Below are 12,205 nucleotides of genomic sequence, written 5' to 3'. Positions count from 1 at the left end.
TATAATATATATAACTCAATAATGGTATAGCTTTAACATATGGAGCTGCGCAATATTCAATATTTTATTGCTATCGCGGAAGAGCAAAGTTTCTCTAAAGCTGCCTTGCGTCTTGGCATAAGTCAGCCGCCGTTGAGTATGCAAATTAAAAAATTGGAAAGGGAAATCGGTGTTGAACTTTTTTATCGCTACTCTCATGGCGTAGCTCTGACACCAGCAGGAGAAACTTTTCTTAAAATGGTTTTGCCTGTTCAGAACCAACTGAAAAATGCGGTGAAATTGACCCAGAGTGCAGCAAATGGTGAATTGGGAGAACTACGGCTCGGTTTTACAGGCACCTCAATTCTAAACTCTTTAATTCCAACAGCCATTCAAGCATTTCAACAGCAATACCCTCATGTGAATTTGGTATTAAAAGAAGCCAATTCTTTGATTTTGATTGAGAGTTTATTGAATAATGAATTAGACATTGCGATTGTACGACCACCTGCGCAGTATCCTAAAGCCATTACGATTCGTAATTTGATCGATGAAAAATTGATTGCTGCCTTGCCGATTCAATATCCCGCAGAAGATGAGGTGATAGATTTGGCAGAGTTTAAGTATGAAAGCTTTATTGTCTCACCACCAGAGGTGAGTGCGGGGCTGTATGCCGCGATTTTAAATAGCTGCCAACAGCATGGGTTCACGCCTAAAATTGGACAGCAAGCCCCTCAGATTGTTTCGATTTTATCGTTGGTTGCGGCGAATTTGGGCATTTCTTTGGTGCCTGAGTCCACCCAACAGCTCAAAATTGAAGGGATTAAATATAAATACCTGAAGAATAAGACCGCTACGATTGGACTCGGTATTGCATTCAAGGCGGATTTGCATAGCCAACCTGCAATCAACTTTTCCAGTTTATTGAATAGTATTGTGAGGCAGCATCATCATTTAAAAGGTTCGCTGTAATTCACTCTATGTCGTTTTAAATATGAATTGTCAGCACGTCACTCACTGAGTCAAATAGCCATTTAAATACGATCAGAAAGTCAGTTCTCGATTCAGCACCAACTAGTTTCTAGACAAATAAACTTAAGCGATCTAGATGAAAATATGCATAAAAATGCCTATGTCGCTAATTTACGATTCTTTTTAAAGCTGCGTAATCCTTCAAGCATGAGGGTAAAAACTGCGAGCCAAATGGCGATATAGGTTGGCCATTCTGCTGAAGTAATGCTTTCCCCTAAGGCGATTGAAACGGCCACTAACAATATCGGTTCAACATAAACCAACAGTCCAAACAGGCTTAAGTTTAAATGCGGGGCAGACAAGGACTGAAACGCCAAAGCCAGTGCACTGATTAGTCCAAGTCCTGAAATGAGCCAAAGCATATGTGAACTTTTAGATAGGCTTTCTGTGACAATACTGCCTTGCAGGATAAAGAAAATACAAACTGGGAGACTCAGCATCATGTCAAACCAAAGTCCACCTATATTATTCGTCTTCGTTTTTTGTCTGAGCCAAAAATAGATCGGGTAACCTAAGCAAATCAGCAGAGTAGGCCAACTCAGTGTTTGAGAAATCGCCAAGAGGTTCAAGATCCCCAGAACTGCAAAAATACAGGACAGTTGCTGAAAGCGTGACATCCGCTCTTTAAATGCGATGCGACCGACAATCACCATGCTAATCGGCATCATAAAATAACCGAGTGAAACATCCAATCCATAGCCATGATTGGGTGCCCACATAAACAGCCACAACTGAATTCCAATAAAAAATGAAGATAAAATTCGCGTTAAAAAGAAAAAGCGCTCTTGGTAGAAACGACGATAAATAACAACCACCTGAGACCAATTGCCTTTGAGCCAAATAAAAAGTGTTAGACATGGAATAGTCAATACAATGCGCCAGCCGTAAATTTCTGTACCTGCCAGTGTGCCCAAAAGTGAGGTATAGGCAAACATTAAAGCAAATAATACCGAGGCCGTGACATTTAAGCTAATGCCAAGTGCTGTATTGGGATGCGTAGACATAGGCGGTTCTTAAGCTGTATCAATGGATGATATTTTATTGCAATACTCTTGATAAAATGGCTTGTAATTATTATTTTGAATGAGAAAATTTCTCGCAGGAAGCTGCTCATGCAATTGGATAAATTTGATTTCGCTTTATTGGAGCATCTGCAAAAAGATTGCTTAACGCCACTTCGAGAATTGGCCGATTTAGTGCATTTATCAACGGCCTCGGTACAACGTCGCATTCAAAAATTAAGAGACAATGGCTATATTATTGGTAATACAGCGGTGCTTGATCCAGACAAATTGGGACAAGTGATTACGATTTTTGTCGAGGTCCGCGTCAACCAAACCCACGTGACTGACCTCGACGAGTTGAAAGCAAGTTTTTCAATTCCAGAAGTACAGCAGTGCTATTACGTAACAGGCGAGGCGGATTTTATGTTGGTACTCTTGGTGCCAAGTATGAGTCGATTTCAAGCCTTATGTGATCAGCTTTTTCATCATAATGCGAATGTGCAATGGTTTAAAACTACCGTTGTATTAGAGCGTATCAAAACAACTTTAGAGGTGTCTTGTCAGCCATAACTTTTATTCTCTTTTCTATATTCCACCTTATATTCAATGGCTAAAGGGGCTGCTTGAAATAGGAAAAGAGAAAAGTCGTTTCTGAATTTTTAGGTACTCAAAATAACGCCATGATGGGATTGGCTTCTATTTAAATAGCGAATTTATTTTCTAATTTTGATGGTTTTGTACCCATAAAACTTGGGAAGGAGGCACGCTGTTATAGTTTTTTCAAGCCTTACTGTAGCTACTCATTCGCACCAAACTAGCTGAAAATTTGATTCAAGAAGGGATCACAATCTTGATGGTGGCGTAATGTTTATAACACAGCAACTGAATACAATTTCTGAATTGGTTGAGGGGCAGGGTCTTTCAGATCAACTGCAACATCTACTTGCTCAGCAGTATTTAAACTTAGAAGCGACTTTGTTACGCGCTAAAGTTTTACGTGATTTTTCAAGCGCTAAAGTTCAGTATATTGTGCAATCTGCCATTCAAGCAGAACATGCCGAGGTCGCATTTTTATTTGCGCCTTTTATCTTGGCAAATTTGAACCATCCTGTGATTTATAGCAGTCCTGCAACGCCAACCGTACTCAATATCCTCAATCGTTATTATCAAGCAGAGCAAAAACAAAACCTAAAAATAGATGATGTGCTTGAGGCGCTCAATATTTATTTAGATTTGAGTGATAGCGTATTTAATGATGTCGATTTTTTCTATTTTTCATTGATCAAAGCGCTATGTCGAACTGATGTCTCGCAGATTTTTTTGGTGACATCATTAGTGCTCAATACACAAAAACTCGCAGAGCTGGAACAGTTTTTTAAAGTCAAAATCAACTATATTTCTACCCATCCACAAGATGTCATCATCGACAGTAGTGAATGGAATATGCGGAAATTGTTCTTTAAAAACAAAGATCAGCAATATATCGATTTATGTGAAAAATTCGCCACATTGAATGCGCAGTTATTGTTGAGTTATGGCAGTTATAACCAGCAGCAAGCGACCCAGTTGGTTGAAGATATGTTCTATGCGGAGCATATTTATGAAAAGTTATCGGTCTATGCCGAGTATATGCAGACCTGTCTACAACATGGCGTGTCCCGAAAGCAGGCGACTTTTTTCGCCTAACTTGCATTTTTGATCTCCCATTCAAAACAGCTTTTCTTTCATATTGATGCATATACCTAGGTCATCCCCATGTTTTTATATACAGACTTTGATCAAAATTTATTAAATGAACGTGTCGCACAGTTTCGCGACCAAACCCAGCGTTATTTAGAGGGAAAACTGACTGAAGAAGAATATCGTCCCTTACGCTTACAAAATGGTTTATATGTTCAACGCTATGCTCCCATGCTACGTTTGGCAGTGCCTTATGGCTTAATGAACTCAGCACAACTGCGGAAGGTGGCTGAGGTTGCACAGAAGTATGACCGTGGTTATGCGCACATTTCTACGCGCCAAAATATTCAATTGAATTGGCCGCAGCTTGCAGATGTCCCCGATATTTTGCAGGAACTCGCTACAGTACACATGCATTCTATTCAGACCAGTGGCAACTGTATTCGAAACACCACCACAGACCAATATGCAGGTGTAGTTGAGGGCGAGCTCACAGACCCGCGCCCCACCTGTGAACTAATTCGCCAGTGGAGTACTTTCCATCCAGAGTTTTCATTCCTTCCGCGTAAATTCAAAATTGCAGTTTGTGCACACCCTGAACAAGACCGTGCTGCCACGACTTTTCATGATATTGGGGTCTATTTGGTAGAAAATGAAGCGGGGGAGTTGGGTTATCAAATTAAAGTCGGTGGTGGGCTTGGACGCACCCCTTTAGCGGGACATGTCATTAAGCCATTTTTAGCCCGTGAAGATTTAATTGCTTATTTAGATGCCATCATGCGCGTATATAACTTGCATGGTCGCCGTGATAATAAATACAAAGCGCGTATTAAAATTTTAGTGAAAGCCCTCACTCCAGCGGGCTTTGCGGAAAAAGTTGAAGCTGAGTTTGCACATACTCAACACTGCTCAAAGTTCAGCCTAGTGTTTTAGCGCAAATGGATGCAGTATTTCGACCGTTTGCCTATGAAGCTTTAGATGCAGAAAATTTTGGGGCGTTGTTCCAACAGTATCCGAAGTTTAAACACTGGTTCAATATCAATACCCATGCACATAAAGTCGCGGGCTACCGCATCGTTACGATCAGCTTAAAACGGGCGGGTGTGGCTCCGGGGGATATGACTTCCGATGAAATGTGTTTAATTGCAGATTTGGCTGACCAATATACCTTTGGTGAGCTGCGAACCACGCATGAGCAAAATATTGCCTTAACCGATGTACGCCAAAAGGATCTGTTTGAACTGTGGCAAGTCTTAGATCGTGGCAATTTGGCTCGTGCGCATATTGGCTTTTTGACTGATATGATTTGCTGTCCGGGCGGCGATTTTTGCTCCTTGGCAAATGCCAAATCCATTCCAGTGTATGAAGCAATTGCTCGCCGTTTTGATGATTTGGATGCTTTATATCATTTAGGCAAGCTCGATCTGAACATTTCAGGCTGTATGAATGCGTGTGGACACCACCATGTCGGCAATATTGGCATTCTAGGTGTCGATAAAAAAGGCGCTGAATATTACCAAATTAGCTTAGGCGGTAACTCAGATCATGATGCATCCATCGGTGATATTTTAGGGCCATCATTTCCTGCAGAAGATATTCCCGATGTGCTCGAAGAAATTCTAAATACTTATCTGGATTTGCGTTTAGAGCATGAATCTTTTTTAGAAACCTACAAACGTGTCTCGATTCAGCCGTTTAAAGAGCGGGCTTATGCGGACATAAATTGAGATGTTGGACGACCGAACTCGGCTGAAGAAGTTAAAAACTGCGAGCTACCAAATCATCATTATTTTGGCCGTTTGGAGCTGTGCTGATGTCTTACAAAAGTTGCTGAATTTGCCTGTGGCATCAGGGGTACTTGGGTTTTTTCTGCTGTTGTTTTTACTTGAAATGAAATGGTTGAAATTAGCCCACGTTGAACACGGTGCCGATCTGTTACTGGCAGAATTACTGCTGTTTTTCATTCCGCCGGTGGTTGGCGTGATTCAATATCAGGATTTATTGATCGCCAGTGGTTGGAAAATTTTGCTGGTGATTTTAATCAGCACTGCTTTGGTGATGATGGTTTCTGTATATAGCGTGCGGTTGTTGTTAAAGCAGCCAGTGCTAAATCAAGAATCAAAACTGGAAGATTAGTATGACTGAATTCTGGGGAATTTTTTACTTGGTTTGGACTGTGCTGTGCTATTTCATGGCAAAGCAATTTTTTGTTCGAACACAAAAAATCTATTTATCTCCGATTATTGTCGTTCCTGTTTTAAGCATCGTACTGATCTTTCTTTTACAGCATCAGTTCCAAGACTATTACTTTTATACCCAATATTTGGTGGCCATGCTCGGTCCAATCACAGTGGCTTTTGCGATTCCTGTATTTCGTTATCGCCGCATGATTCAGCAACATTTTAAAGTGTTGCTCTTCAGTTCTAGCCTCGCCATGTTGGTGGGTATTTTCAGCAGTTGGTTTTTGGCGAGCCTATTGGACTTTGATGACATCGTTAAAAATAGCCTGTTGGCGCGTTCCATTTCGATTCCTTTTGCTTTGGTGCTCACCGCAAAAGTGGGGGGCTCTATCAGCCTGATTCCACTCTTTACTGTGATTACAGGTTTGGTCGGTATGTTGTTGGGAGATCTCCTCTTGCTTTGGATCAAATATAAAAATCACCTTGCCTCGGGCGCAGCACTAGGTAATGCCGCACATGCTATGGGCATAGCTCGGGCAAGACAGCGGCATGAATTGGAAGGCGTCATTGCCAGTCTTTCGATGATTATTTCAGGAATCATTATGGTGCTATTTGCGCCATCGCTGATAGCAGTGACGAAGTATTTACTTGGCTTTATATCTTTTTAAATCAATAAGGAATCCAATATGAATCCTATGTCACATGCAAAGACAATCTTAAGCCCCAAAAGCTATCTTGCGGCCTTTGTCTTTATAGTACTCATGGTGGCGGCTGCCTATGGACTGAATGATCGTGAAATTATTCTGCCTGAAATGGCGGCGATGGCCGTTGGGCTGTGGGTCTATCGAGATAAACAGTGGCTGAATCAGCCAGATAAAATTTTTATTTTACCCAGTTTGACCGCTGTTATAGGCTTCTGTATTAACTTAATGCCAATTTCATATCTATTCAAACTAGTTTTAGTTCTCTGTGCCATGTTGCTCGTGATGCGGATGTTTAACTATATATTGCCGCCCGCACTGGCCACGGGTTTCTTGCCGATTGTGACCCAAGCCTATGAAATATCGTTTTTGATTTCGATTTTTGCCACCAGTTTTATCCTAATGTTGGGTGTTGTGCTCTTTAAATTGAACCAAGGTGTAGAACGGAAAGGCAATTTTGATCGACGAAAAATAGGTGTATATGCCAGTATTACTTTAATTGGTTTTGCACTTGCTGCTATTTTCAAGATTGAAGCGATGGCACTGATTCCACCGATTACAGTGGTGGTCTATGAATCATTAAATATGATGATGTATTCGTTGAAAATGTGTCTTAAGCAGGTTGCTATGTTGACACTGTCGATTTCAATGGCCGTGCTTATGTAGTTGTGGATCCAAGATTGGATACTGCTCACTCTCATATATATGCCCTTGATGTTTCTTTTGCTCAAGCTCTTTGATATGCGCATTCCTGCGGTATATGCCTTTCCATTTTTGGTTTTTGTCTTTCCACAAGACAGTGTGATGCATTTACCTATGGCATCTGGCCTGATGGCTGGTTTTTCACTTGGTTGTGTCTATATCTATCGCACCTATTTTCAGAATATGAGTGCTGAGAAATCCTATACCTAGCTTGAGAGGAATGACATGATCAGGTCTGATCATGTCATTTTATCTCTGGGATGGTGATATTTGCAGTATGGGCAGTGAGTCTCTTCAAATCAAAAGATGCTTTAAATCAGTCTGGATTTAAAGCATTCAACTTTTACTCAAAGGCTTCTGGGTAAATACATTGGATCAAGGCATCTAAGGCATTTTGAATACGCTCATTGATTTCAAATGAACAATTGATCCGAATATGATGTGGGACATTGTCGGTTTGATAAAATAATGAACCGGGCGCAATGCTGATATTTTTCTCTAAAAGTTGCTCATAAATTAAATTGCCATTGATCTGCTCGGGCAAAGTAATCCATAAGAAATAGCCCGATGGATAATAATGAATTTGATAATCTTCTGACAAATGTTCAGATAAATAAGTGTAATACTGATTCTTGAGGCGCTTTAAGATGTTGCGTAAGGTTTTTAAGTGCTTTTCATAGTGTCGATGCGATAAATAATCGACCAAGGCATTTTGAATAAATGAGTTGACGGAAAGCGTGCTCATCAGCTGTAAATGCTGGATATGCTCCGAAAATTTACCCGCATAAACCCAACCAATCCGAAAACCCGCACCTAAAGTTTTTGAAAAAGAAGAGCAGTGTAAAACCAAATTTTTTTGATCAAAGTATTTCATCGACAGCGGTTTTTTATGATCAAAATAAAGCTCTTCATACACATCGTCTTCAATTAAATAAATATCGCGTTCATACAGTAGCTTTGCCAGTTGGTATTTGATGTCGTCACTGACCGTAAAACCAATTGGATTGTGACTGTTGAGCATCAGTAAACAGACTTTAATGGGGTAACGTTCAATTGCATCTTTAAAAGCCTCAAGGTCAATACCGTGTTCCTCATGTTCAGGAATACTAATGACTTTCAGGCCCAAATGTTCAGCCGCTTGCCAAGCGCCATAAAATATTGTTTTTTGAAGTAAAATATAGTCACCCGGTTGGGTCATGGCTTGTAAGGAGAGGTTTAAAGCATCTAACCCGCCCGAGGTGATTACGATATCGGACGGGTCTGTTGGAATCCCTTGCATACAGTAGCGCTGCGCAATCAGTTTCCGCAGCTCAAAGTTTCCGGGAGGTAAACTTGGCATCTGTTCATAACTGAGACGGTGTTTGGCACGTTGTCCCAACGTTTGCATCAGCTTGGCAGAGTAGAGTAGTTGGCTGTTGGGAAAGGCAATGCCAAAGGGAACCATTTGTTCAGATTGGATCGATTTTAAATATCTGAAAATTTTAGAGTTGATTTCAATTTTTTCGTTGAGGATGACACTATTGGAGTTGCTTTCTGAGCGCGCATCGCCTGTCACAAAGTAACCGAGTTTTTCTTGTGAATAAATCAGACCTTGCGCTTCGAGTTCCTGATAGGCATTCATCACCGTCATCAGGCTAAAACCCGATGTTTCAGCTTGTTGACGTAGTGAAGGTAGTTTATCGTTGGCTTTCCAAAAACCACTTTCAATCAAATGTTTCAGGCTGAGCGCAAGTTTTTCTGATTTATACATATGGGTTCGCTGCAATTAAAAGGCACAGGACATGTATTGAAAGTCCCGTGCCTAATTCATAAAAAATGCTTGGCTGGTTTTAGTAAGCAAAACTCAGCAACAGCTTAAAGAAACCCGCAATCAGTGCGAGAGAAATAAAGCCAAAGCACCACAATAAAATAAACCATAATCGTGGGCTGAGTCGATCAACAAATTTTTTCATGTCTATCTCCTCAATTAATGATAACCCTGATCCCCTATACGTACTTTGTCACGGAACACCCAATAGGACAAGAAGGTATAGGCAATGATGATTGGGATTAAAATTGCAGCTCCCACCAAGGTGAACTTTAAACTTGACTCAGGTGCAGCGGCCTGCCAAATAGTGACCGATGGCGGAATAATATTGGGCCATAAGCTGATGACGAAGCCAGTAAAAGCCAAAAAGACTAAAGCCAAAGTATAGATAAACGGTTTTAGTTCATGCTGCTTTTTGCATGAGGATAGAATCAAGCCAACAAACAGTAAGACTAAAATTGGCACTGGGCTAAAATAGTATAGATTCGGTAGAGAGAACCAACGCTGCGCAATTTCAGGATGGGTCAGTGGCGTATATAAACTCACGGCACCGAAGATGATGAGCAAAGCAATAATCAGCCTAGGCATCAGATGATACATCCGTTGCTGTATCTCTTTTTCGGTTTTCCAAATGAGCCAGCCACAGCCTAAAGTGGCGTACATGACCACGACACCTAGACCGGTAAAACATGTAAATGGTGTGAACCAGTCCCATCCACCACCGCTGTAAATACCATTGGTGGTCTGAATACCTTGGATATAAGCCCCTAAAATCACGCCTTGGAAAAAGCTCGATAAGATAGAGCCCCAGATAAACGCGAGATCCCAGAGGTATTTGGTGCGCGTGGCTTTAAAGCGGAACTCGAACGCTACGCCGCGGAAAATCAAGGCAACTACCATAAAGATAATGGGTAAATACAGTGCCGATAAAACGGTTGAATAGACCAAAGGAAATGCAGCGAATAAGCCAGCACCACCTAGGACCATCCATGTTTCATTACCGTCCCAAACAGGCGCGACGGTATTCATCATCACATCACGTTCTTGCGTTCCTTTCATAAAGGGAAACAGAATGCCAATGCCTAAGTCGAAACCATCCATAACCACATAGATGAGTACCCCGAGCCCGATAATACCGACCCAAACCAAAGCGAGATCAATCATGTGGTTTCTCCTTACTATTTTGAGCAGAAGGATCAGTGGTCTCGATAGATTCTTCAACAGCACTGAGTGGACGTAAAGGGGTTTTAAAATGCCCCGGGCCAGTGTCTTGCACGGCATCTAAAGGCGTAGAAAAAGCAGGGCCTAATTTGATCAAGCGCAGCATGTAGTAAATACCCGCGCCAAAGACGACGGTATAGACCAGAACAAAAATAATCAGGCTCAAGCCGACTTGATCTGCGGTGACTGTATGCGATAAACCATCTTTAGTTCGAATCACACCATACACCACCCAAGGCTGACGGCCAACTTCTGTTGTGACCCAACCTGCTAGGAGTGCGATATAACCTGTAGGCCCCATGATGAGGGCAAATTTATGAAACCAACTGCTTTCGTATAGAGAGCCTTTTTTACGTAGCCACAGTGCTGTTAATGAGAGTAAAACCATTAACATGCCCAAGCCGACCATGACTCGGAAACTCCAAAACACAATCAGTGCATTCGGACGGTCTTCAGCTGCGAAGTCTTTTAAACCAGTGACCTGACCCTCTAGGGAATGCGTCAGAATCAAACTGCCCAGATTGGGAATACCAATCTCAAAATCATTCGACTCTGTTTCCATATTCGGTAAAGCGAACAGTAATAAAGGCATGCCATGATCACGATTGGTTTCCCAATGGCCTTCAATGGCTGCCAATTTTGCAGGTTGATGTTTTAAGGTATTTAAACCGTGGTTATCCCCAATCACAACTTGTAAGCAAGATGTGACCAGTACCATCCATAAGCCCATAGAAAAAGACTTTTTCACCAACGCATCACGACGACCTTTCAGCAAATGCCATGCTGCAGTGCCAACTACTAAAAGTGATGAGACAAGGAAGGCCGCTGCTGCCATATGGGCAAATCGGTAGGGGAAGGATGGGTTAAACACAATTGCCCACCAATCTGTGGGGACAATAATGCCATTTTCGATGGCAAAGCCTTGAGGTGTCTGCATCCAACTGTTGGAAGATAGAATCCAGAACATGGAAATACAGGTACCGATGGCGACCATTAAGGTGGCAAAAAAGTGGGCTTTGGGGCTGACCCGTCCCCAACCAAATAGCATAATGCCCAAGAAACCCGCCTCTAAAAAGAAGGCGCTCATGACTTCATACGTGAGCAGTGGCCCTGTGACGCTGCCTGCGATGCGTGAAAATTCACTCCAGTTAGTCCCAAACTGGTAGGCCATGACAATGCCCGAAACAACCCCCATAGCAAATGCCACGGCAAAAATCTTAATCCAGTACTTAAATAAGTCTTTATAAATTGGATTTTGGGTGCGCAGCCACTTCCATTCCAGCATGGCAAGAAAGCAGGCTAAACCAATAGAGGTTGCAGGAAAAATAATATGAAAAGAAACAGTAAAGGCAAATTGAATTCTTGCCAACTCAAGTGCGGTTAATCCGAGGCTCATTGCATCCTCCATGACTGGCAGGAATATCGACAGTTCGATACCCAATTGCTGTCTAAATCGGAATGATAAAAAAACATAGATCGTTTCATTAAAAACTACCTACTTAAAATACTGATGATGATCTTGCATCAGGATGCCTAGAAGATATAGGTACAAGAATTGGAGAGAAAAAATATAACAAAATAGAAAATTGCACTTAGTCTGTTATATTTTTTGAACTGTTTTTATGATCTATTCATTTTTATTGCTTAATTAAAATATACAGAAAGTTTTGATGCTGAGTTAGTTAAAAAATGTTATTCAAAATTCGTATAACACATGGTTTGAAATAGCGTAGTTTAAATAAAACTTTTAACGAGGAAACTTCATTATGAATGATAAGGTCAGTAGTAAAAGCTGAGGTCTAGCTGACAGCCATCGAACCAAGTATGTGCGAATATTTACACCAATAGGATAATGATATTGCGCTATCTATTGTGATTCGAAAGTCGTTTGATACTTAA

At 41.3% G+C, this 12,205-nt stretch carries 12 protein-coding genes and 1 pseudogene; 8 read left to right on the top strand and 5 right to left on the bottom strand.

Annotation, left to right across the window (positions count from 1 at the left end):
• Positions 1–39: 39 nt before the first annotated feature.
• The gene (locus F946_RS09160) at positions 40–951 is read left to right on the top strand and encodes a LysR family transcriptional regulator (RefSeq protein ID WP_004981482.1); all 912 of its coding nucleotides are present in this window, start codon (positions 40–42) and stop codon (positions 949–951) included.
• Between the two features lie 158 nt (positions 952–1,109).
• On the opposite strand, the gene rarD is transcribed toward F946_RS09160, so the two are convergent.
• The gene (rarD, locus tag F946_RS09155) at positions 1,110–2,015 is read right to left on the bottom strand and encodes an EamA family transporter RarD (RefSeq protein WP_004981479.1); all 906 of its coding nucleotides are present in this window, start codon (positions 2,013–2,015) and stop codon (positions 1,110–1,112) included.
• Positions 2,016–2,123: 108 nt separating this feature from the next.
• Here rarD and F946_RS09150 point away from each other — a divergent pair, with 108 nt between their 5' ends.
• The 7 genes and pseudogenes from F946_RS09150 to F946_RS17415 all read left to right on the top strand — a co-directional run bounded on the left by F946_RS09150 (position 2,124) and on the right by F946_RS17415 (position 7,488).
• Positions 2,124–2,585, top strand: coding sequence for an Lrp/AsnC family transcriptional regulator (locus tag F946_RS09150; RefSeq protein WP_004981477.1), 462 nt, complete (start codon positions 2,124–2,126; stop codon positions 2,583–2,585).
• 294 nt (positions 2,586–2,879) lie between these two features.
• The gene (locus F946_RS09145; protein ID WP_004981475.1) at positions 2,880–3,701 is read left to right on the top strand and encodes a hypothetical protein; all 822 of its coding nucleotides are present in this window, start codon (positions 2,880–2,882) and stop codon (positions 3,699–3,701) included.
• A 69-nt stretch (positions 3,702–3,770) separates the two neighbouring features.
• Positions 3,771–5,422, top strand: a pseudogene (locus F946_RS09140) (nitrite/sulfite reductase).
• 1 nt (position 5,423) lies between these two features.
• Positions 5,424–5,831 carry a CidA/LrgA family protein gene (locus F946_RS09135; RefSeq protein WP_004981470.1) on the top strand — a complete coding sequence of 136 codons (408 nt, stop codon included), beginning with the start codon at positions 5,424–5,426 and terminating at the stop codon, positions 5,829–5,831.
• Position 5,832: 1 nt separating this feature from the next.
• Positions 5,833–6,543 (top strand): LrgB family protein, encoded by a 711-nt coding sequence (locus F946_RS09130; protein WP_004981467.1) that lies wholly within the window; start codon positions 5,833–5,835, stop codon positions 6,541–6,543.
• Between the two features lie 18 nt (positions 6,544–6,561).
• Positions 6,562–7,242 carry an HPP family protein gene (locus F946_RS09125; protein ID WP_004981465.1) on the top strand — a complete coding sequence of 227 codons (681 nt, stop codon included), beginning with the start codon at positions 6,562–6,564 and terminating at the stop codon, positions 7,240–7,242.
• Between the two features lie 57 nt (positions 7,243–7,299).
• Positions 7,300–7,488, top strand: coding sequence for a hypothetical protein (locus tag F946_RS17415; protein WP_228128107.1), 189 nt, complete (start codon positions 7,300–7,302; stop codon positions 7,486–7,488).
• Between the two features lie 133 nt (positions 7,489–7,621).
• On the opposite strand, the gene F946_RS09120 is transcribed toward F946_RS17415, so the two are convergent.
• From F946_RS09120 to F946_RS09110, 4 genes are all read right to left on the bottom strand, one after another.
• The gene (locus F946_RS09120; RefSeq protein WP_004981462.1) at positions 7,622–9,028 is read right to left on the bottom strand and encodes an aminotransferase-like domain-containing protein; all 1,407 of its coding nucleotides are present in this window, start codon (positions 9,026–9,028) and stop codon (positions 7,622–7,624) included.
• Positions 9,029–9,107: 79 nt separating this feature from the next.
• Positions 9,108–9,230 carry a hypothetical protein gene (locus F946_RS17175; RefSeq protein WP_004694789.1) on the bottom strand — a complete coding sequence of 41 codons (123 nt, stop codon included), beginning with the start codon at positions 9,228–9,230 and terminating at the stop codon, positions 9,108–9,110.
• A 14-nt stretch (positions 9,231–9,244) separates the two neighbouring features.
• A complete protein-coding gene (gene cydB / locus F946_RS09115) occupies positions 9,245–10,249 on the bottom strand; it encodes a cytochrome d ubiquinol oxidase subunit II (RefSeq protein WP_004981458.1) in 1,005 nt (334 codons plus the stop codon).
• The gene (locus F946_RS09110; protein WP_004981457.1) at positions 10,242–11,702 is read right to left on the bottom strand and encodes a cytochrome ubiquinol oxidase subunit I; all 1,461 of its coding nucleotides are present in this window, start codon (positions 11,700–11,702) and stop codon (positions 10,242–10,244) included. The genes cydB and F946_RS09110 overlap by 8 nt, the downstream gene beginning before the upstream one ends.
• Between the last annotated feature and the right edge of the window lie 503 nt (positions 11,703–12,205).

This window comes from Acinetobacter johnsonii ANC 3681 (assembly GCF_000368805.1).
In the GTDB taxonomy this organism is placed as follows: Bacteria; Pseudomonadota; Gammaproteobacteria; order Pseudomonadales; family Moraxellaceae; genus Acinetobacter; species Acinetobacter johnsonii.
Note: the sequence above shows the minus strand (reverse complement) of the source record. Positions and strands in the feature narration are given on the sequence as shown.